18 protein-coding genes are annotated in these 22821 nt (G+C 37.0%); 6 read left to right on the top strand and 12 right to left on the bottom strand.

Annotated elements, in window-relative coordinates; all coding sequences use genetic code 11:
- Positions 1 to 57 precede the first annotated feature (57 nt).
- The 6 genes from BM361_RS16410 to BM361_RS16385 form a co-directional block, all read right to left on the bottom strand.
- Positions 58 to 1596 (bottom strand): sulfatase, encoded by a 1539-nt coding sequence (locus BM361_RS16410; protein WP_217643788.1) that lies wholly within the window; start codon positions 1594 to 1596, stop codon positions 58 to 60.
- A 266-nt stretch (positions 1597 to 1862) separates the two neighbouring features.
- Positions 1863 to 2315: a Spy/CpxP family protein refolding chaperone gene (locus tag BM361_RS16405; protein ID WP_038269094.1), complete on the bottom strand. Its 453-nt coding sequence runs from the start codon at positions 2313 to 2315 to the stop codon at positions 1863 to 1865.
- Between the two features lie 71 nt (positions 2316 to 2386).
- Entirely contained in the window at positions 2387 to 3772 is a 1386-nt protein-coding gene (locus BM361_RS16400; protein WP_074980211.1) for a c-type cytochrome domain-containing protein, read from the bottom strand.
- Between the two features lie 9 nt (positions 3773 to 3781).
- Positions 3782 to 4663: a sugar phosphate isomerase/epimerase family protein gene (locus tag BM361_RS16395; RefSeq protein ID WP_074980242.1), complete on the bottom strand. Its 882-nt coding sequence runs from the start codon at positions 4661 to 4663 to the stop codon at positions 3782 to 3784.
- A gap of 19 nt (positions 4664 to 4682) precedes the next feature.
- Positions 4683 to 6191 (bottom strand): DUF1501 domain-containing protein, encoded by a 1509-nt coding sequence (locus tag BM361_RS16390; protein WP_074980209.1) that lies wholly within the window; start codon positions 6189 to 6191, stop codon positions 4683 to 4685.
- A gap of 3 nt (positions 6192 to 6194) precedes the next feature.
- The gene (locus BM361_RS16385) at positions 6195 to 8942 is read right to left on the bottom strand and encodes a PSD1 and planctomycete cytochrome C domain-containing protein (protein ID WP_074980207.1); all 2748 of its coding nucleotides are present in this window, start codon (positions 8940 to 8942) and stop codon (positions 6195 to 6197) included.
- Positions 8943 to 9238: 296 nt separating this feature from the next.
- Here BM361_RS16385 and BM361_RS16380 point away from each other — a divergent pair, with 296 nt between their 5' ends.
- Both BM361_RS16380 and BM361_RS16375 read left to right on the top strand, forming a co-directional pair.
- On the top strand, positions 9239 to 9664 hold the full coding sequence (locus BM361_RS16380) for a hypothetical protein (RefSeq protein WP_038269103.1): 426 nt from the start codon (positions 9239 to 9241) through the stop codon (positions 9662 to 9664).
- 275 nt (positions 9665 to 9939) lie between these two features.
- On the top strand, positions 9940 to 10299 hold the full coding sequence (locus BM361_RS16375) for a hypothetical protein (protein WP_038269106.1): 360 nt from the start codon (positions 9940 to 9942) through the stop codon (positions 10297 to 10299).
- Positions 10300 to 10402: 103 nt separating this feature from the next.
- Here BM361_RS16375 and lysS read toward each other — a convergent pair whose 3' ends face one another.
- The 3 genes from lysS to BM361_RS16360 all read right to left on the bottom strand — a co-directional run bounded on the left by lysS (position 10403) and on the right by BM361_RS16360 (position 13976).
- Positions 10403 to 12094, bottom strand: a complete 1692-nt coding sequence (gene lysS / locus BM361_RS16370; RefSeq protein ID WP_074980203.1) for a lysine--tRNA ligase — start codon at positions 12092 to 12094, stop codon at positions 10403 to 10405.
- Positions 12095 to 12349: 255 nt separating this feature from the next.
- On the bottom strand, positions 12350 to 12808 hold the full coding sequence (locus tag BM361_RS16365) for a DUF1573 domain-containing protein (protein ID WP_074980201.1): 459 nt from the start codon (positions 12806 to 12808) through the stop codon (positions 12350 to 12352).
- 106 nt (positions 12809 to 12914) lie between these two features.
- Positions 12915 to 13976: a helix-turn-helix domain-containing protein gene (locus BM361_RS16360; RefSeq protein WP_074980199.1), complete on the bottom strand. Its 1062-nt coding sequence runs from the start codon at positions 13974 to 13976 to the stop codon at positions 12915 to 12917.
- Between the two features lie 118 nt (positions 13977 to 14094).
- Here BM361_RS16360 and BM361_RS16355 point away from each other — a divergent pair, with 118 nt between their 5' ends.
- From BM361_RS16355 to lipB, 3 genes are all read left to right on the top strand, one after another.
- On the top strand, positions 14095 to 14253 hold the full coding sequence (locus tag BM361_RS16355) for a YqaE/Pmp3 family membrane protein (RefSeq protein WP_074980197.1): 159 nt from the start codon (positions 14095 to 14097) through the stop codon (positions 14251 to 14253).
- A gap of 15 nt (positions 14254 to 14268) precedes the next feature.
- On the top strand, positions 14269 to 15018 hold the full coding sequence (locus tag BM361_RS16350) for a hypothetical protein (RefSeq protein ID WP_038269118.1): 750 nt from the start codon (positions 14269 to 14271) through the stop codon (positions 15016 to 15018).
- A gap of 146 nt (positions 15019 to 15164) precedes the next feature.
- The gene (lipB, locus tag BM361_RS16345; RefSeq protein ID WP_038269121.1) at positions 15165 to 15881 is read left to right on the top strand and encodes a lipoyl(octanoyl) transferase LipB; all 717 of its coding nucleotides are present in this window, start codon (positions 15165 to 15167) and stop codon (positions 15879 to 15881) included.
- A 10-nt stretch (positions 15882 to 15891) separates the two neighbouring features.
- On the opposite strand, the gene BM361_RS16340 is transcribed toward lipB, so the two are convergent.
- From BM361_RS16340 to BM361_RS16330, 3 genes are all read right to left on the bottom strand, one after another.
- Positions 15892 to 16578: a TapB family protein gene (locus BM361_RS16340; RefSeq protein WP_074980196.1), complete on the bottom strand. Its 687-nt coding sequence runs from the start codon at positions 16576 to 16578 to the stop codon at positions 15892 to 15894.
- A gap of 85 nt (positions 16579 to 16663) precedes the next feature.
- Positions 16664 to 19123: a hypothetical protein gene (locus BM361_RS16335; protein WP_074980194.1), complete on the bottom strand. Its 2460-nt coding sequence runs from the start codon at positions 19121 to 19123 to the stop codon at positions 16664 to 16666.
- Positions 19124 to 19169: 46 nt separating this feature from the next.
- Positions 19170 to 19766: a ribonuclease HII gene (locus BM361_RS16330; protein ID WP_038269127.1), complete on the bottom strand. Its 597-nt coding sequence runs from the start codon at positions 19764 to 19766 to the stop codon at positions 19170 to 19172.
- A gap of 300 nt (positions 19767 to 20066) precedes the next feature.
- Here BM361_RS16330 and BM361_RS16325 point away from each other — a divergent pair, with 300 nt between their 5' ends.
- Complete coding sequence (locus BM361_RS16325) at positions 20067 to 22025, top strand: putative porin (protein WP_074980192.1); 1959 nt, start codon at positions 20067 to 20069, stop codon at positions 22023 to 22025.
- Positions 22026 to 22821: the final 796 nt, after the last annotated feature.

Genomic DNA, 22821 nt, shown 5'->3' with positions numbered 1-22821 from the left:
CCCGGGGCTTTGGACTCCGGACTTTTTGGATGTTATAAAACGTAAAATGAATAAAAATTAAGGCATCGTCAACTTCAAGGTGATGCTATCTTTTTCAGGATAGAGTGCCTGGGTGTTTTGCAACTGCTCTTTTAAGGTAGCTATCATAAGTTTTAGCTGTTCCGGTTCTGCATCTGCGAGGTTGGTAGTTTCAAACGGGTCATCCTTCAGATTGAATAATTCATAACGAGGGTTCTCTTTTACCGGATAGTGATAAACCACTTTCCAATGACCATTAACTAAGCTTGTAAAATAATCACTGCGATGAACCCCATGAGGAAAATGATTTAAAAAGAGTTCGTTTCTCGTTTTATTGTGGTTTCCTTCGAGCTGACTTCTTAAGGTGAATCCATCCAGCGTATGCTTTTCTGGAAGATCAATACCCGTAATATCACATAGAGAAGGGAATAAGTCGATTACCGTACCCATCTGGTTTTGGATACCTCCTGCCGGGATAGCTAGCTTTTCTTGTGAATCAGCATTTTCATCAGGCGAAACCCAGGAAGCGATAAAAGGGACTCGCATACCACCTTCCCAATGATTTCCTTTTTTCCCCTTCAGTGGTTCTGAACTACTATAATCTTCAACTATTGGCAAAGGAGCATCTGATCCATTGTCACCCATAAATAAAATCAAGGTGTTTTCTCCAAGCCCTAAACTCTTTACATGGGTGATGATATCACCAAGTGATTTGTCGATACCTTCAACTAAAGTAGCATAGGCTTGTGCTTGTGGAGATTTTCCGGAGTCTTCATAATGAGCTGCAAAACGCGGATCAGAGTGAAAAGGAGCATGCACAGCGTAATGTGACATATATAAGAAGAACGGCTTGTTATCTTCTTTGGCCTGCGTAATCATAGCATTAGCTTCTAATGTTAAAGCTTCGGTAAGGAAAATATCTTTACCATGGTATTTTTCCAAACCTGGTACCGCACGGCTTTTATTTCCTTTAATATGGCCAAATCCATCTTTTCCGTAATAACTGCCCGGATGCCCGATAGAACTCCCTCCGATATTTATATCAAACCCTAAATTGGTTGGGTCCTCACCTTCAAAACCAATAGGTCCAAAATGTGCTTTTCCTACATGAATGGTTCTGTAACCATTTTGTTGTAATACCCTTGGTAGGGTGACAGAACTTTTGTTTAATCCTTCCCAATTCCATTGCGAAGGCCCAAACTTGGTACGGTTATTATTCTCAGCATTTACCCAATTGGTTACCCTATGCCGAGCTGATGTTTGTCCCGTCATAATTGAAGCCCTTGTAGGAGAACAAACCGAATGTGCATAAAAATTGCTAAAGCGAATACCTTGCTTGGCGAGTGTCTCCATGTTTGGAGTTCGGTAGTATTCGTTCAAAGGATAACGAACAGGAGTCCCATTAGTGTCCGTTAGAAATGGAACCGAAGAATCCATAAGTCCCATGTCGTCAACAAGAAAAACAATAATGTTTGGCGGATCAACTTGCTTATGCTCTTTTGCACATGATGACAGAAATGCAAAAGTGATCATAATCGCCACTAATAAGGATGGTTGTTTAATATTAACTTTTGTCATAATCACAGTAGTTTGGTAAGTAATACATGCAGATTCAAATCTACAATTTATTGAGAGGTTTAAAATAAATAGGCTACTAGTTATTTAGGATTAATTCTCTGGTCTGAACTAATTTGAACAGTGGGGTTTTCACAACGAAAGCTTGCCAGGATAATTGGATTCGTTTTTTGAAAGTGATGCCTTCATCAGAAAAGGTAAATTCAAAATAAAAAAGCAACCTGAAGAGGTTGCTTTTCAATGCTTTTATATGTTTTTGGAATAAGATCTTATTTGTTCCGATTTCCCATGCGACGTCTCGTTTCCTGCTGTCTTTCTTCCTGCATTTTTTTCCATTTGGCATATTGATCGTCATCCAGAATTTTTTTCATTCTATCCTGCATCGCTTTTTGTTCATCCAATCGCGCACTTCTCATTTTTATCATTTCATCCCTTGATGGTCTTTCATCATTGTTGCGCATACTTCTCCATTTTGCCATTTGTTCCTTGCGCTTAACCGCTTGATCCTTATTGATGGTATAAATTTCTTTTTGCTGCGCATCCGTAAGATCCAAATCAACAGCCATTTGCTTTGTCTGTAATTCAGCCATCTGGTCCGGAGTCATATTCTCCATGCGTTCCACCCTGGATTTGGATTTCTTTTTTCGATCCTCTTTTTTGTCTTGGGCATTCACCGCAACTGTTAGAAGCGATAACATACAAATTCCAATTATTTTTTTCATGACTAATAAATATTGAATGTTTCTCCTTTTGACTGGCACTCAGATAAAAAGGTTTAATTCAATATGAATTTTTAATAAATAATGGTGTCTGTTGCAATTATAGGTAATGTGTAATTTCCGTAGTTAATGGTGAATGTTATATCAGTATTTTCCTGTGGCGATTGTGCTGCAGGAGTATTAAAAATGTATACCTTTTCCAGGTTTTCTAATAAGGCCAGATCCTTTAAAGAAGCCGCTTCAAAATTAGTGTTGGTAACAGAAATCGTTCTCAGATATTCCAGCTTTTGCAGGCTGCCAATCCCGGCACCTGAAACCTGGGTATTATCTAGCTTTAGTGTTTGTAAATTAGGAAGCTTTATTAAACTGTTGAAAATGTCATCACTTACCTGGGTACCTCTGAGATTTATAGATACGATGTTTTTAAAAAAGGGTTTAAGAGTGTTGAGATCAGCATCCTTAAAATCCGGAAAATTTAAGCAGCTTACCTCCAAAAAGGATGTGCTTTTACTAACCGGTTGTATCCCAAATGCAGTGGACTTCTTTAGGTTAGAAATGACATCTTTTGAAACTGTTGCTACTGAAACCGGAGGTAGTTCTGAAGAATTTTCATTCTTAAAGAAGGAAGTAAACAATTCATGGTCTAATTGAAGCTGCCCTATACTTTTATCAAAATTGGCTTCATGTTCAATCCAAACTTTAATGAGTGCAATTTCATGTTTTGTTAATGGTGTCTTTTCCTTTGGGGGCATATGATCTTCATGATCTACGGGCAGAATCAGACGATGATATATTGCACTGCTGTCAGGCGTTTTTAAGTCGATTACAGCACCGTTTTCTCCCCCTTTTTGGATGGCTTCCGGAGTGTGCAAAGCTAATTCTCCTTTAGATTTCTTGGGCCCATGACAGCTAACGCATTTGTTGTCTAAAATGGGTTGGATTATATCCGAATATAATATGGCGTCATCCAATTCTTCTTCGTTAAGAGCTATTTCATTTCCCTCTTGAGTTTCAATTCCAATAATCCTTTTTACAGACGGAGGGAGTGGTTCCGTAAGATAATCTGACCCATGGGTGATATTACCACCAAAATGCCCTGTAGCACTTATAACGATTAGAATAAGAATTGAAAATATAATAACAGGTGTTTTATGAAAAGCAATATGACTGATCCGTACATAATATATAAATGAGCACACGGCAGTAATGATGCCAAACCATAAATGCAGTTTAACCGTGTCGTAAGCAAAACCCTCGTGGGTATATAGAAGTAAGCCCGTAATACAGGCAGCAACTGCACTGATCCCGGCCCATAAAAAGGCAATAGAAATGGCCTTGTCTAAGTGCATGTCCTGCTTACGATTATACCATTGTAACAGCAAACCTAGGAGGATAAAGCCAATAGGTAAATGTACGATAAGGGGATGTAGTCTTCCCAGAAATGTTAAAAAATGAGTCATTACGAAATGTTATTGGATCCCTAAACGTTGCTTTAATGCATTCATAACAAAAACATTTGCTTTCCATTGATCTCCCAAAGGCATCCTGGTATATGGAGCCGTTGGCATATAGCTCGGCGGACCGAACTCTGAGGTGACCGTAAATACCCCTTGGTGCTCCTTCAGTCCTTTTTTAATAATTCGCTCCCAGATATCTATATGAGCCTTCAATGCATTCTTCCACTCCGGAGCCTCCGGATCATTTACCTGAGGTCCTTCCTGAAAACCTACTCTGGCATGAATATGATGTACGTTGTCAATAATCGTATCCCATCGATCTGGTTGATTTTGGAGTAAAGATTCATGTACCACCATCCAATGACTCATGTCCAGAGTCAAAGGAAGCTCTTTGGCCTTGTCAAGATATTTCAAGGTCTCAGTCATACTGTAACTAAAGCGCCCGCGATGTGTTTCGTGATAGACTGGGATATTGTACTTTTTACTTAGTTTGTTACCTATGGCAATAAACTTAAGATTGTCTTCGTAGCTGAAAAAATCACTTCCGGTATGAGAATTAATAAGAACAGGGTTCCATTGCATTAATTCCTCAAGCCGCGTTTCGTATTTTTTTAAACTTTCGGCTAACGGTATCCCCTTAACGGTTCCGTGCATTAGGTTTAATTTAAGGTCGTATTTAGCTAAGGCTTCTTTTAAGTCTTGTTGGCTTTCTTTGTTATTGGGTAACCAAATATCAATTCCATCAAAACCTGAAGCCTTTGCTTTTTTACAAAACTCATCCCATGACAGTTGATTGCCCCAGTTGGTTTGAAAAAATAATACGCGCTCTTGTGATAGAGCGGTACATAAAATCCCAAATAAAAAAATGAGTAATAATAATGCAGTTTTTTTCATTGCATGGTTCGTTTCGTGGTTAAGCAAGTATCTCTTTAATGACATGTCCGTGTACATCGGTTAATCTAAATGGTCGGCCTTGGAAATCGTAAGTGAATTGTTCGTGATTGAATCCTAATAAGTGAAGTATGGTAGCATGAACATCATGCACTGATACTTGCCCTTCAAGCGCCGAAAATCCTATTTCATCAGTCTTTCCCCAGGAAGCACCTTTCTTAACACCACCTCCGGCCATCCACATGGTAAAGGCATCTACGTGATGATCACGTCCTTTATAGCCTTGTTCCTTTCCTTCGCGGTTTTCCTGCATAGGCGTTCTTCCAAATTCACCTCCCCATACAACAAGTGTGTCGTCTAATAACCCACGTTGTTTGAGGTCGAGTATTAAAGCAGAAATCGGACGATCGATCTCTCTACATTTATTTTTTAATCCTAAATCTACAGCAGTACTGTGGTCCGTTCCATGGCTGTCCCAGCCCCAATCAAATAATTGTACAAACCGAACACCTTTTTCAACAAGTTTTCTGGCAAGAAGACAGTTGTTGGCAAAAGACTCTTTTCCCTTTTCAACGCCGTACATTTCTTTAATATAATCAGGTTCATTATTGATGTTCATTACTTCCGGGACTGCAATTTGCATACGATAAGCCATTTCATACTGATTGATTCTGGCTAGCGTTTCCGGATCAGAATAGTTGTCAAATTCTTCTTTGTTAATCGAATTGATGGCATCAATAGTTCGCTTCTTTAGCCCTCTTGACATTCCCTTTGGGTCATCGATATATAACACCGGATCCCCTTTCGATCGGCATTGCACTCCCTGGTATACAGATGGTAGAAATCCACTACCCCAAACACTCTTTCCGGCACTTGGGTTTTTACCTCCCGAAGTCAAAACAACAAAGCCGGGAAGATTTTGATTCTCTGACCCCAGACCATAAGTAACCCAGGAACCAATACTAGGTCTTCCTAATCGTGGACTTCCAGTGTGCATAAATAATTGGGCAGGACCATGATTAAATTGATCGGTATTCACAGCCTTTAAAAAAGCGACTTCATCGGCCACCTTTTTAAAATGTGGTAAATACTCCGAAACCCAGTTTCCTGCTTCTCCAACTTGATTAAATTTAGCTTGCGGACCTAATAATTTAGGAACACCGCGGATAAAGGCGAATTTCCGACCTTCTAAAAACGATTCAGGACACGACTGGTTATGTAGTTTTTGTAATTCAGGCTTGTAATCAAACATTTCTAATTGCGAGGGTGCCCCGGCCATATGTAAATAAATAACCGACTTCACCTTCGGGGGAAAAGGAGGTGCCAAAGTAGCGAGTGGATTTAAATCGCGCTCTGTTAAACTTAACTTGCCGCCTTTTTTATTGTCAAAAAAGCTATTGCATGAAAAGAAAAGAGAGCTGAGAGCAATTCCCCCCATACCGGCAACACAGTCCTTTATAAAGTGCCTGCGCGTTTGTGTTTCTATTTCGCGTTTTATTTTTTCCTGTATCAGTCTTTCTGTGTTATCCATCTTTTAAGATTTAGTCAGAAATTCATCCAAATTCATAATAGCTCCTGCTACCACTGTCATTGCAGCTTCTTTTGCCGTAGGGGTAGCGTCGTAACTAAGAAAATCTTTTGTACGATCTGAATCATTGTTAAACTCTGTAAATGCTTCGTCATAAAGCTTTTCAAGTTCGCTTATTTTAGTTTCGGAAATGTCAGTAAACATAGCTCGTCGATATCCATAGGCGATGGCCTCACGGATATCCTCCTTTTCCAGCATTTGCTCAGCCAGATAAAAAGAAGCCTCCAGGTAAACCGGATCATTTAAAGTAACCAATGCCTGTAAAGGAGTGTTGGTGATAGTTCTGCGTATGGTACAAACCTCCCGACTACCAGCATCAAATGAAATAAAAGAAGGGTAAGGGCTGGTTCGCTTTAAATAAGTATAAATACCTCTGCGGTATTTGTCCTCTCCTTTACTTTCGGTCCATTTTGCACCACTATATACCGTTTGCCATATTCCGTCAGGCTGCGGAGGCATCACACTCGGACCGCCCATTTTATAACTGATTAATCCCGAGACCATGAGTGCTTGATCTCTCACTTGTTCAGCACTCAATCGATGTCTCGGACCTCTTGCATAAAATTTATTTTCAGGGTCTGTATTATATAACGCTGCATTACTTTTAGAGCTTTGTCTGTAGGTTCTGGACATAACAATATCCTTGATTAAAGGTTTTAATTGCCAGTCGTGTTCATTCATTAATCTGAAAGCCAGCCAATCTAATAAAGCCCGATGAGAAGGCGGTTCAGACTGGGTTCCCATATCTTCCAATGTAGAAACAATACCCCTGCCAAATAACTGATGCCATATTCGATTAACCACTGTTCGGGCAGTTAATGGATTTTGTTTGCTAACCAGCCATTTGGATAAGCCCAACCTGGTATTTGGCCAGTCAGGATTCCATTCGTTAAGTGCAGGAGGGGTGTGTGGCTTTACAGTATCCCCCTTCAACAACCAGTTACCCCTTTCAAAGAATCTATTTTCCCGGGCCATATAAGATGGGTTGTCCAGCATGATGGGCAAGGTAGGAGTACGAATGTTTAAAAGAGATAAAAATGAATCGTCAATTTGAGTATATCCTGATTCCTGTTTTCCTGGGAGATCCTCTAAAAACCCAAACCATACTATAGAGCTGGTTCCTTGTTGTGGCCCAAGGGAACTATTATGAGCTTCAATATACAGGTCAGTTTTATAATCGATAGATTTTAATGGAAAACGATCTATGGTTCTTCCATTGGTTTTGTTCAAGGTAAATGAAGACAGGATCTGTCCGTTTTTGTCTTTTTCCCTGATGATTATTTTGGTGCCATTGTTGTTTGTCCAGTATTTTAAATAAATATAGGAAGAGCCTTGAGTATAAATGTCTTTCAAATAACATGACCCGTTATCCCATAAGGATAACCATTTGGTGTCCTGTAATTCCCCATTTGTAAAGTCTTCTGCAAGATGAGCCTGGTAAATTGGTTCGTTGAATAACAAAAAGTTTTTATAACTTTTTGCCAATTGTTGATTACCGTGCTTTTCTATCCATTGGTTAACATTATCAATTTTATCACGTTGATTGTCGTTGTAAAACTTTATAACAGGTTCATCACCAGGAGTGTCCTCGTCACGAGTGTTGTTAAAGAATCCCATTATTCCATAGTATTCCTCATGCTTAAACGGATCGTATGGATGACTATGACACTGTACACAAGCCATGGTAGTACTTTGCCATACATCAAAAGTTGTGTTTACACGATCCATAACGGCTGCCACACGAAACTCTTCGTCATCCGTTCCTCCCTCATCATTATTCATGGTATTTCTGTGAAAGGCGGTGGCAATCATCTGATCGGTAGTAGGGTCGTCAAGCAGATCACCTGCTAATTGATCAACCGTAAATTGATCGAAAGGCATATTTTCGTTAAAAGCATTGATTACCCAATCCCTGTAACGCCACATGGTACGCCCATTGTCTTTTTCATAACCTTTACTATCTGCATAACGGGCCAGATCTAACCACCAGGAAGCCCATTTCTCACCATAAGTATTTTTGGAAAGGAGGCTATCGGTTAAAGCACTATACGAGAGCTTATTTGTGGTCCATTGTTTAAATAACGATTCACTTGGCGGTAAACCTGTGATATCTAATGATAACCTTCTGATCAGCGTCGTAGAATCAGCTAAAGCATTTGGTTGAATATTTTGTTCTTCCAGTTTGGTTAAAATAAAATGATCAATTTCATTCACCGGTCTGATATTCGATCCATCAATAACATTAGCAGTCTCCTGATGTTTTGGAATTTCAACCTCCTGAGGGGCCGAATATGCCCAATGGGCTCCCCACTTTGCTCCCTGATCTATCCATTTAGTGAGTAAGGTTATTTCCTCCTTAGAAAGGGCAGGCCGCTTGTAAGGCATTCTAAGTTCAGGATCACTTTCGTGCAATCGCTTGATAAATGAACTGTTCTTTGCATCACCAGGAATAATAGCCGGAATTCCTGATTCCGTTTTTGCAAAGGCTTCCTCCTCAAACAGAAGACTAAATCCTCCATTTTTTTTAACTCCGCCATGGCACGATATACAGTGTTTATTAAGAATTGGTTTTATATCCGAACTAAAACTGACAACCTGCTCCGGCTTTACCAGGTTATATGTTACAACAATGGCAAGTGTTACAAATAGTAAAACTATAACGGTTCTTATATGTAATCCTTTTATAATGCTCATATTCCAAAAGAAACAAAATGAAGATTTAATTCGCTATAATACGAAAGTTTTATATCTTTTTTTGTTAAAAACTAGAAATATCACAATAAATCTTTCGCGGTAAAATTTATATATAATTTTTTATGCATCCAAGGTTATTACTAATAGTAAAATATGTCTTCTTCCGGGAATTTCTTAAGGTTCTCTAAAAATTTGTGCTAAATAGTTAAAATCCTCCTAAAACGCGTAACAGTTTGAATTCTAGATAGTCTTAATAGTAAAGTCAATCAAAAAATAGAAACTAAAAACTAACAACCATGTTTAAATTTATTGTAATCAGTAGTTTGCTTTTGGGAGGAGAAGCAGTTACACAAAATAGTACAGAGCCTTATGAGTTGAATTCAAACTCAAATACAATTGAAATAACCATTGAAGATCCGGATAATCAACTTGATTTAAAAACGATTGAATATATTGAAGATAACGAAGAGTTTGATTTAGGATTTGATACCACCCCATATTTACCTAAAGGTTTTGACCCTTATTTAGGTTCATTGGATGCAATAGAATATGTTGATATCGATGCTGAATTAGAGGTTGGAGCCAATATAGAATCTGATAAATATTTACCTCATGATTTCGATCCATACATTGGTACCTTGAGTCAGATTAAATATATAGATCTGGATGAATTAGATTATGAAACATCCTTTTCTATGTCAACAAGTAATATAAAATTTTGATCAATGTTAATATGCATGCATTTAAAGTAAGAGATTTACGGTAAGCGGAATTGAGGGACTCTGCTTACTGTAAAGATCTTTTTTTAAAGAATGTATTTTTTTGTTTTCATACTTAATTTTGGAAAGTGAAAAATCCGCTGTTTAGGCGGATTTTTTTGTCGTATAACAATTTTAATATTCTGCTCGCTATCAGTTGTTTAATTTAGAGCTATAAAGAACCCCGTCAGCTGTACTTCGCCTCATTATGTATTCACTAATCTTAAACTCTTTAAATTATGTGTAGCAAAGTATTTTTAGTTGAGGATTACCACCTGGATCAAACCAAATCATCTGTCCAAATTAATCAAATTAATTATCCTGTTTATGGTCAACTGGTATGTTCGGGCGAAGGGCATACGGTGCAGGTCTTTTTTACCGATGATGCCGTAAGTTTACCAAATGGAAAATATGTGCCAGAAACCGGGGAAGGAACCATTTTTATTAAAGTGTCAGAAAAAGAGGCCTATCTGGAGCTCCCGAAATTAAATGAACCGGTTTACGTTTATTTTAACGAATCGCATCCGGAACTCAATTGTATTAGTATAAATGAACCGATGCGCGATCAAAGTTTCTTTAACGGAAATCTTGCGGTATAAAAAAGACCTTCATAAGAAGGCCTTTTTTTATGTGTTCTGATTTTGACTTTCATCGAAACCTGTTCTTTTTCGAATAGGAAATTGAAAGCGTATTTGATAATTGTTACTCGGCTATTTCAACAAATAAACCATCATTAGACTTGCTGACTTTTGCAAGTTTGTTCTTGGTCAATCCCTTTATAGTCTTATCCCATTTTTTATTGCTAAGCCCAGATTGCTCTTTTAAAACATTAAGGTCCATAGGAGAATGAGATTTCAAAATATTAAAAACTGCTTTTTCTTCTTCCGTCATCGCTACTTTTTTACGCTCAGGCTTCATCTGAGGGAAGAATAATACGTCCTGGATAGAATGACTGTCAGTCATGAACATCGTCAAACGATCAATACCGATTCCAATACCACTGGTAGGAGGCATTCCATATTCTAAAGCTCTTAGGAAATCTTGATCGATAAACATGGCCTCATCATCACCTTTTTCCGAAAGTTTTAACTGCTCTTCAAAACGTTCACGCTGATCGATAGGATCATTCAACTCAGAATAAGCATTCGCTAATTCCTTCCCGTTAACAATTAATTCAAACCTTTCCGTTAGCCCGGACTTTGAACGGTGCTTTTTGGTAAGTGGGCTCATTTCAACCGGATAATCAATAATGAACGTTGGCTGTACATATAAATGCTCACATTTTTCTCCAAAGATCTCGTCAATCATTTTACCGATACCCATGGTCTCATCCACCTCAATGTCCATAGCTTTACAAGCTTCTCTGACTTCCTCCTCAGATTTCTGATAAAGATCATGACCTGTATGCTCTTTAATGGCATCAAGAATACCAATTCTTTTATAAGGAGCTTTATAATCAATCTTTTTTCCGTCTAAAAGAACCTTTGAAGAACCATGTAACTCAATAGCTATTTTCTCAAGGAGCTCTTCAGTGGTATCCATCATCCAGTTATAGTCTTTGTAAGCTGCGTACATCTCCATTACCGTAAACTCAGGATTGTGCGTTCTGTCCATCCCTTCATTACGAAAATCTTTAGCAAACTCATAAACCCCATCAAAACCCCCAACAATAAGCCTTTTTAAATAGAGCTCATTAGCGATTCTTAAATAAAGAGGAATGTTCAGGGCATTGTGGTGAGTCATGAACGGGCGTGCAGCTGCACCTCCCGGTATAGGTTGTAAAATAGGTGTTTCAACCTCAAGGAATCCCATATCGTTGTAAAACTGACGAATGGTGTTCATAATCTTGGTTCTTTTTACAAAAACATCCTTTACCTTAGGGTTTACAACAAGATCGACATAACGCATTCGATAACGCTGCTCAGGATCGTTAAATTCGTCATATACATTACCTTCGCTATCAACCTTTGGTAATGGTAATGGTCTAAGTGTTTTACTTAATAAAGTAAAGTCGTTTACCATCACCGTTTTTTCACCTACCTGGGTGGTGAAAAGCGTTCCCTCAACACCAATGAAATCACCAATGTCAAGAAGCTTTTTATAAACATCGTTGTATTTTGTCTTGTCCTCACCGGTACAAATTTCATCACGATTGAAATATACCTGGATTCGGCCTTCACTATCTTGAAGCTCAGCAAAAGAGGCTTTTCCCTGAATACGTCTTGACATTAAACGGCCGGAAATAACCACCTTTTTCCCCTCTTCGTAGGTTTCTTTTATTTTTTTCGAGGTATGATCTACCGGAAATAATGCTGCCGGAAACGGCTCTATACCTAAATCTCTTAACTTCTCGAGTTTCTCTCTCCTAATAATTTCTTGCTCTGAAAGTTGCATGCTTTTTATTTTGAACTGCAAAATTACATTTTTTCAGACAATCAGGAGCATCTTTTTTAGGAAGAGTCGGTTATTAAAGGATACCGTCAGAAAAAAAATGTTTTGAACACATAAAGTCAGTTCGAGTCGCATTCCAAACCATTCTTTATGAACAATTAAAAAAGTTTGCATTACGCTCAAACCGACATTTACCATGTTGTACTGCTGATATTACATATTCTTAAGAATGGCAGATGAATTATCTAATAAGACAATTTATTTAGTGTCTGATATGTTGTGATTTGACTTTAGTACATTCCCTTTAATACGCAATATCTTATTACCATCAGTGGCATTGGATATGATAGTGATCGTTTTGTTAAAAGCTCCTAATCTGTTGGTATCATACTGAACTTTGATTTCTCCTTTCTCCCCCGGAAGTACAGGTAACTTTGAATACGTTGGTACGGTACAACCACATGAAGTTTTTACCTGTGAAATGACAATCGGAGCATTGCCGGTATTGGTAAAAATAAAAACGCGATCTCCATTTGAATTTTGTTGAAGGTTCCCATAATTAATTTCTTCTGTGTCAAATGAAAATTTACCGGACTTGGTTAACTTCGCCTGATCCTGAGCGGAACAGGTAAAACTTGCGAATAAGGCTAAAAGGAACAAAATAGTACTGGTAGCCAAAATGGTTCTTTGTGGTTTGAAGTTGAATAATGATGTCATGATGATGTTTTTTTTGGTTAATAGGTTACAAACATCATAAAACGATCCATATACTTAAAGTTTTGATGGGTTGAAAAGGGTATTAGTCCCCCGGTGGAATTTTAAATTATTTGTTGATGATAGCCTTTACTTCCGCTCTGGACCGTACATTGAGCTTTTTGTAAATATTGTTGATGTGTGTTTTTACAGTACTCAGGCTTACATAAATTTCTGAGGCAATCTCTTTGTTTGTTTTATTGTCTAAAATCAACTCCAATACCCGGTGTTCCTGGGTGGTTAATTGAGCGGCTAATCGATCTGTGTTTAGCTGGTTACTATGCTTGATCTTTCTAAACAGTAGGACGTTTGTTATCAAAGAAAGCGTTAGCAGGCCATATATAATATAAGACCAACTGAATTTAGAATCCGGATTTTCAGCTAACATATATTTATCGGCCTTCACTTCCGTAGCATATTGGTGAGTGTACTGCGAATTAGGATAGCTATTTTCCAGACGTAAGAGCAGTTCCTGGTAATAATTGTTTTCTCTTAAATCTTCAATGTAATAAGGGTGGAAATCATGAGTTCGACTCGAAAGAAATGAATAAATATATAATTCAGCTAAAGGTTCGTTCAACTGTGCTCCAAAATCCTGAAGCGTTGAGAACCACTTTTTGTTGTTTAACTTTCTGTTAGCTTCACTGGAGTAGCGACTATAAGCATATTTCATTTCGTCCACTACCGAATCGATTTTTAAAAGTGATTCCGTTTTCGGATTCGTCGAAACTATTTCGCAAAACATTTCATTGTCAAATGAGAATGGAAGTTGTATGGTGTCTCTATTGTTTGCTATAAATAATATTTGTTTGCTATTGTTACAATGACCATTAAAATGATTATCAGTCTCTGTATTTTCATAACAATTGTCAACATGAATTTTGTAGATGCTATTTTCATTGCTCAATTGATTCCCGGTAAAACTGAAAACACCCAAAGAGTCAGCTTTCGTTTTGGCAATTATCTGTTCTGTATAAACTCCGGAGGTTTGCCTGTAATCTTCAATGATCGAGAGGTATACGTTATCACTCCAGGTCGATTGATCAATAACACCGGAAAACTTATACTGAGCAGCGATGTCAGGAGTATAGCACAAACTAAATAATAGGAATATGTAGAATGCATTCTTCATGATTACTAAACTAATAAATCTTTTATTATAATTAAGAGCAAGGTTTTTTTATTTTAGCGTAACAAAACGGAGGTGATGGTGTCTTATCAGGTACATCAATCAAAATTATATTTATATCATGAGTTTTTGGCGCGTATTACTTTCCATTATCTGTCCACCCCTTTCTGTTTTAGATAAGGGGTGCGGTTCGATCATTATTGTTTTTATCCTATGGCTTTGTGGATGGGTACCAGGAGTTATAGCAGCTTTAATAATTTTAAACAACCCTAATAGATAAATCTAAATCGAAGAAATGAGAAAATTATTTTTAGCAATAGCGATGATCGCTTCATGCCTGCTAACTTCATGCAATTTTACTGAAGAAATGTACCTTAATCAAGATGGTAGTGGTAAGATTGCTATAAATTTTGATGGCTCGGAATTGATGGAAATGGCAGGAGATGAATTGGCAAAAGAAAATAAAAAAGCTGTTGATTCTACTTTCTATTTTAAAGATATCCTGGAAGAAAAAAAAGATAGTATTTCCAAATTACCCAAAGAAGAGCAGGAAAAACTTAAAAAACTGGAACGGTTCGCTATGCATATGCTCATGAATCCCGAAACCAAAGAAATGAAGTTTGAAATGTTTACCAACTTTAATTCGGTTAAGGAATTGGGAGATGTGTTCGATGCTTTTCATGAAGCTAATAAATTACAAGGAGCCTCTGAAGGAAAACAGATGAAAACCGATCCTGCTTTTGGAGCGAATAGTGATGCCTCCAAAGTGGCCTATAAGTTTAATGGACGAAAGTTTAGCAGAATTACAACTATTGTGGATGAAGCCCTGCTTCAACAAACCATAGATAGCTTGGGGGAAGCTAATATGTTTTTATCAGGCTCTTCTTATACACTGAAATATCACTTCCCCAAAAAAATAAAATCAGTTTCTTCTGATAAAGCAATGCTGAGTGCTGATGGCAAAACATTAATCCTGGAAGCTGGCTTTATGGAATATATGAAAGATCCTAAAATTTTAGACCTGGAAGTGACTCTTGAAAAATAAATTTGAGTTTTCAATCGTACATATACAACTAAAAGGAGCTTCTTAAAGCTCCTTTTTTTCGTTAATCCGGGATAATAATTTGATGCTGCCAGGTTAATGATTGTTCATAAGGTTTTTCACTGGGATATGTATTATCTTTGTAGCCTATGAATAAAAAGGTCGTATTAGAAGATTTAGGTTTAAAAGATTATAAAGATACCTGGGATTATCAGGAGTCACTTTTCAAGAATATTTTAGACCTGAAAATAAAGAACAGGAGGGAAGGAACGCAATTAGAAACTCCTAATTATTTTTTATTTGTCGAACATCCTCATGTGTACACACTGGGTAAAAGTGGCGATATGGCGAATCTTTTACTCAATGAAAATCAATTACAGGAAAAAGGAGCTACTTTTTATAAAATTAATCGTGGGGGGGATATCACCTATCATGGTCCGGGACAAATTGTAGGTTACCCTATTCTTGACCTCGACAACTTTTTTACAGATATTCATAAATACCTTAGGTTTTTAGAAGAAGTAATCATTTTAACCCTGGCTGACTACGGTTTAAAAGCAGAGCGCTCAGAAGGGGAGACAGGTGTTTGGCTGGATGTAGGAACTCCTTTCGCACGTAAAATATGCGCTATGGGTGTAAGAGCTAGCAGATGGGTAACCATGCACGGTTTTGCCCTTAATGTAAATGCCGACCTTGGTTATTTTGATAATATTGTGCCCTGCGGTATTAAAGGAAAAGCAGTAACATCATTGAATGTAGAACTGGGTAAAACCGAAATATCCATGAGCGAAGTACAAGAGAAAATATTAACTCACTTCAAAGAACGCTTTGAAGTAGAATTTATAAAACAAAAAGCCAGGGTCTAACCCCTGGTTTTTATTTGTGAAAATCAGTAAGCATGCTGCGGCTGATTAATTTCCCGTCGGCATCATATTCTTCGCTTTTTACAAGTCCCACACCCTCAGCTAACCATTCCTTAGAATAGTGGATTTTATTACCACCAGATTTAAATTCAGTTTCATAACTCACTACCACACATTTAAAAGTCCCTACTGAGGTAATCAGAGTGTCCATTCCTTCGACCTTTCTGTTGATCATTTTAATGGATAGATTGAGCGAGTCGTTTTTAACAGATGAGGAAGTTTCCATCTGTGCATCCGGAAGTTTTTGTCCTATCTCCAGATTGTTCGGTAAATGGATATTCTTTCCACGCATCTTCATAGGTTTCCCATCGCACTGTTTAATAAGCTCAACACTCATCATGGCATTGAAGTCAATTTCTACTCCATCGCCATTACATGACATACCGTATTCAGATATTGCAATGAGTTCTCCTTCGGGATTTTGTAGCTCAGTCATGAAAACTGCTGTGTTTTCATTTGTGAGAACTACATTATAGGCCAATAATGCATTTGGATTGTTGTTCTGATCGTATACTGTGATTTCAAAATTTATCCCCTCTTCCATGGGGTAATATTTACTGCACCCGGGAGCGTTCGGGGTGTCAGGGCCAAAACTAAAATAAGTCCACAGCAACACCCAAATATAGAAATTGGTTAACATAACGTTGATTGATTGATTAATAGCGACTTAAAGGTACAAATTTCGCTGTTAATCATTCCAATTTCAAGGGGTTAATTCCCTTTTATTAATTGATTCTATATACCAGTATGCTATCGTCTTCCCCTTTTACCGTGATTTCAATTTTTCGGTCATTGTTGATGTCGTTTAAGTCAATAGCCGAAGTTCCGTAAATAGGAAAGTTGGGGAATAACTTGGCATTACTGTCAAATAAATAGACCTTATTCGCTTGAGTATCCGTTACACTTACATATATTTTGTCGTAAATGTAAAAGATCTTCGGAGCGGTATAGAGACCATAATCCAACTCCACTTTCTTCCCTTTTATAGTAAGCTCATTTTCAGAAAGTGTAACCAATGTTTTTGAAGTAGCATCTATTAAATTACCATCAGAGAGGGCAAGGCTTTCTCTACGGATTTTGCCATCTTGCGTGATTTGAAGCAAATCACCTCCTTTGGTAGTAGTACTGAAACTATTTTCATAGTCAAAAATATTATTCGATGAAAAATCTATTTTTTCCTTTACCTTGATTCTTGGTTTTCCTGTACGGTGTAAAATGTGTAGGGTACCATTCTCCTCTTTGAATACCAGGTAATCTTTCTTGCCGAATCTAAAATGTTTAGGAAGATCACTAATGTTTGATGTTGTTTTATTAAAAACAAATCCATTTACTTTCTTCCCTTCGCGATTGTACATGGTAATTATATTACCCTGAACAATCGGGAATCTGTATTTTTTGTTACCGTCATAATCAAATATAACAAGTGGCTGTGTTACCGGGTTATTAAAATGTAATGGAAATGGAGAGACATCATTGCCATTTCTGTCAATAATATAAAAGGAATGGGTGGTAACAAACGCCAGCTGTAGTCGTCCATTTCTGTATAAGTCAACCTGATCGACAGATCCCTGAATTTTTCCATCCAACTCTTTTTTCCAAAGGACATTGCCATCAGCTGAAATTAAATAAAGGTTGTTTTGCTCATCCTGAACAATTACTTCCTTTTGTTTAGACCTGTGATTGATTACAAATTGAGGATTCGTTAAAACCGGAGCATTAAGCTTAGTGCTGTACACCTGCGATATCATATTAACCGCTGCTTTGGTAGATTTCTTTTTTAAAATGGCATTGAAATGAGCATAGTCTGTTTCAGCAATGAATTGTAAGGCGCAATATTTATAACCTTTAATTTGTGCCTTGGAAATTTGTTTTTTGAAATCCTCACTATATATAAGCTCTGAATCGTTAAGCTTGTTCAAATTGCCTACCCATAGCAAAGAAGAAGCATCCGCTAAATTACTTTTAAGGTCTTTAAATGCAGGGTCGTTTTCAATGACCGCATTGTTTTGATAGTTGCTGATGAGGTTTTCAAGGATCTTAATTGAACCTCCAAAAGCAATAAAATTATCGATCTCTGCAGCATAAGTAGCCTCAAAGCCTTTTACTAAAGGATGGAAATAATCATTGATAAGGGAGGTGCTTGTTAAAGAATAGATGTTTTTCTCTCTGAACGTCGTTTTTTCATCAATGTATTTTTGAAGGTTTTGGAAAAGATCATTCGAATCTACAGAATTTAAAATAACGATCTTCGAATTGTTAATTCCTATGGTAGCAACCTCCGTGACAGAATTAAATAACGAGTCAGTTCTTTTGGATTTATATGTAGGAGTGGCATTGGAGTTAAATTGTTTGTAATCTGAAAAAGTAGAAGCTGAAAAATAATCGTTCTCTATAGGGATTATTTTAGGCATGCTACTGGATATAGGCTTGGTGTTTTTAATAGCATTAAGGGTGTTGGATAAGGAATCCGATGACACCGTTATTCCATTAAAAACCACTTCACTCTGATTTAAAGTAGCGTCAAAAGAAGTCCAGTCTCCAAAATGTTTGATATCATTAAATATGTCTTTCCGGAATAAGTGAGATATTAAATGACTTCCTTTAGTATGATTTATGAAAATATGAGCCTGACTATTACCTTGTGAAATCTCATAGAGTTTTAAGAATTCAGTATCCAATGTTTGAGTACCTTCATTTCGAATGGCATTTTCAATGATAAGTTGAGACGATGAACCTATAAAGACATTATTGTTTAAGGTAGCGTAGTATATAGGCTGTTCATCAATAGAAGTTGATGAAATGTTGGTGCCTTCATAAGAAATGGTTTTAATCGAATCGTTCTTTGTAGAATCAAGTTTGATGATGTTTTCGTGTTCCCTGGTTATTATGGTATACTCAAAATTTTTGGTGCCTATTTCTGAAACTCCTACAAAAGCTTGTGTTTTTGGGTGGATATGCTTTAACGAACCTAGTTTCTCTTCAAGATCCTGAGGTAAGAGATCTCCGGAAATCGCATTTATGAAATCATTGTTCTTGGTGTCGTTGATAAAAAGCTGTAAATCCGATGTCATTAATACAGCAGATACATTATTAGGAATATAGTCGATTAGATTATTGCGAGTTTTTTTTTCAGCAGTACAACTTAAAATAATACTAAGAATGAGAAGAAACAGGCTTTTTTTCATGAATTCGTTTTTTGTTGCTATAATGAATATATGCAAAAATATAAACTTAAAAATCAAGTGTTAATTGTTCAGGTAATAATCTAAAAGATTTCCTGTGGTATTTTGTGATGCCATATTTCTTGATAGCTTCACGGTGTTCTTTCGTTGGGTATCCTTTGTTTTGTTTCCAGTTATACATAGGAAATTCTTCATGTATTTGCTCCATATAAGCATCCCGATAGGTTTTAGCTAAAATGGAAGCGGCAGCAATACTTAAATACTTACTGTCTCCTTTTACGATGCATACATGATTTATATCGCCATAAGGTTTAAACTTGTTTCCATCAACAATAATAAACTCAGGATTAGTTTGGAGTTTGCTTAAACTTTTATGCATGGCCAGAATAGAAGCGTTAAGAATATTGATTTTGTCAATCTCTTCCGGAAATATATGCTGAACCGCAAAAGCACTAACCGTATCTTCTATGATGGGTTGAAGAAGTAAGCGTTTTTTTTCAGACAATTGTTTGGAGTCATTGATGATAGTGTTTTTGAAATTACTGGGTAAAATAACCGCTGCTGCAGTAACAGGTCCCGCCAGGCATCCACGACCTGCTTCGTCCGTGCCAGCTTCAATGCCATCAGAATAGGATAGTTTTAACATCTGTGAAGATAATCTTTAGGGTTGCTAAATTGAAGGGAAATACAAGTACCGCAAAAAATTGATGGTATTATGTAAAAGTAAGTCATTTAGTTTAAAAGGTTTTTGTTGATCCCGACAGGAAAAAGATAGCCATACAGGAACTAAAAGTCAAATTTAGTAAATATGATAGCAATATGCCGCCTGCAAATGAAGTTTCTCTACAGGGCACAAAAGAACCTTTAAGATCAATTTTTTCATTTATAATATACGATAGCAATTTTCGTTAAAAACTATACCTTTGCCGCAAACAGCATATAATTAATGAAAAAGGTTATAGTTTTTATTGTATTGGTTTTATCATTTACTGTTGGAGTTGCTCAAGTTCAGCCTCAAAGAAATACTGATAGAACTCCCAGGGCTGCTCAAAACCGAAAGTTGCCCGCTGATCAAGCTAAAAATCAGGCCGATCAAATAGTAATCCAGGATTATAAAATTATAACACTAGATAGAGATACAACATTCCTCGATACGACACTTAGCGTTAAAAAGGAATACAAATACAACTACCTGCGTAAAGATAATTTTGAGTTATTACCGTTTTCGAATCTCGGACAAACCTATAACTCTTTAGCCTTGGCATCGCCTTCGGATAACTTTTATCCAGGATTGGGAGCCAGAGCAAAACACTTCAATTATATGGAAGTGGAGGATATTAATTATTACCATGTACCAACACCAATGACTGATTTGTTTTTTAAAACTACCATGGAACAAGGTCAGTTGTTAGATGCATTTATCACCCTGAATACCTCGAGACAATTCAATATGGCAATAGCCTATAAAGGATTACGCTCATTGGGTAAATACCAGCATATATTAGCAAGTACCGGTAATTTTAGATTTATTACCAGCTATGCTTCTAAAGATAAAAGGTATAATTTAAGAATGCACTTTATCTCTCAGGATATTTTAAATGAAGAAAACGGAGGTATTGCAAACAGAGATCAGTTTGAATCCGGGAATCCGGAATTTGTAGATCGTTCCAGGATGGATGTCAATTTTGAAAATGCAGAAAATTTTTTATTAGGGAAACGGTATTTCTTAGATCAGGAATATGTGATCGTAGAAAACAAGGAAAATAATCCCGATCATTCTTTTACACTGGGACACAGACTTAACTATGAAACCAAATATTACGAATTTCGACAAGATAGTCAGGATAGCTACTTTGGAGAGGCTTTCCAATCCTCAGGTTTAAATGACAGGGCTAGACTAAAGTCCTTTTCAAATCAAATCCGACTCGATTACAAAAGTAGGTTACTTGGAAACATAACAGTGTCTAATAGTGTATACGCCTATAATTACTATTTCAATAGTATTGTGGTAACTCAAGACCAGACCATCCCAAATCAGATGAAAGGGGAGGATTATTCTTATGGTGCCGAATGGACCAAGAAAATAGGAGGGTTTTATCTGAACGCTGAGGTAGGTGCAAGTGTTTATGGCGATTTAGGAGGAAATCTCTTTAAAGGAAGCGCAGGCTATGTGTTCGATAATGAAAATGAAATAGCCGCTACAATTAAATCTGTATCAGCATCACCAGACTTCAATTTCCTGCTTTATCAAAGCGATTATAAAGATTACAATTGGGATAACAGAAGTAACTTCAATACCGAAAAGAATAAAAGTCTTTCTGTAGATTTTAAAACGAAACGTTTCGGGACCTTGAATGCCTCTTACAGCGTAATAGATGATTACACCTATTTCTACCAGCAGCCGGCTACAGTCGATGAAACATTTCAGGTAAAACCATTACAATACCAGAATACCATTAACTATTTGAAAGTAAAATATACCAAAGATCTGAAGTTCGGAAAATTTGGTTTGTATAATACAGTAATGTATCAGGAGGTGGCTCAGGATGATGAGGTTTTAAACGTGCCTCAACTCGTAACCAGAAATACATTCTATTTTTCGGATCACGTGTTTAAAAAAGCCATGTTTCTGCAAACCGGTATTACGTTTAAATATTTTACCGAATACAAAGCGAATGCTTATAGTCCGCTCTTAGGAGAGTTTTATGTACAAGATCAGGAACAAATAGGGAATTTTCCAATGTTGGATTTCTTTATTAATGCCAAAGTACGTCAAACAAGGATCTATTTAAAAGCCGAACATTTTAATTCCTCTTTTTCAGGATATAACTTTTATTCTGCTCCTGATTATCCATATCGTGACTTCATAATTCGATTTGGTTTGGTGTGGAATTTCTTCTCTTAAAAAAGACGCTTATATAAAGACAGGAATACGTCTGTTTTCGGTATGAATTGCACACCCTGCGATGCAATGTGAAATAGTAGTTTCATATATATATATGTTTCAGGATCGGTTCAATTATGTTTGCATTGACATAACATCATATTAAAGTAGGCTTCACCCGGGGTTGAGATGAAGATCCCATATAGACAAACCTTGGGGGTGGAGGATCATGCTAAGTACATTCTTTATATATTATATAAGTTGTCCACCTTTATAACTGCAATCATGATATGTCTGCAACCATCCATCTTACGCGTTTATAAGTACTAAAAGAACATTTTCTTACCATCAAAAGTTGTCCAGGTCCGGTGCAACAGTATGGATACGGTATAGATAAAGTATGGATAAGGTATGGATGCCTTAAAGATGTTCCTTATATAAAATATATGTGTCCAACTTCATTTCTAAGGTCCTTATTGGTTTTCCGTAAACCATTTGATGAGTTTATAGGTGCCAAAAGAAGATTTACAACTCGTTTAAAGGTGTCTAGGCCCGGTGCAACAGTATGGATACAGTATAGATAGAGTATGGATAAGGTATGCATAAGGTATGTATAAGGTATGGTTGCCCTAGGGGTGTTTAGTATATAATATATATGAGTTCGTCTTTATTTCTAAGGTCATTGTTCGTTTCCGACCTTCCGCCTGATACGTTACTAAGTACTAAAAGAAGATTTACAACTCGTTTAAAGGTGTCCAGGCCCGGTGCAACAGTATGGATACGGTATAGATAAAGTATGTGTAAGGTATGGTTGCCT

Origin of the sequence: Zhouia amylolytica, assembly GCF_900116365.1 — a bacterium.
GTDB classification, from domain to species: domain Bacteria; phylum Bacteroidota; class Bacteroidia; order Flavobacteriales; family Flavobacteriaceae; genus Zhouia; species Zhouia amylolytica.
The sequence above is the reverse complement of the archived record's forward strand: the minus strand, read 5'-3'. Positions and strand labels throughout refer to the sequence as shown.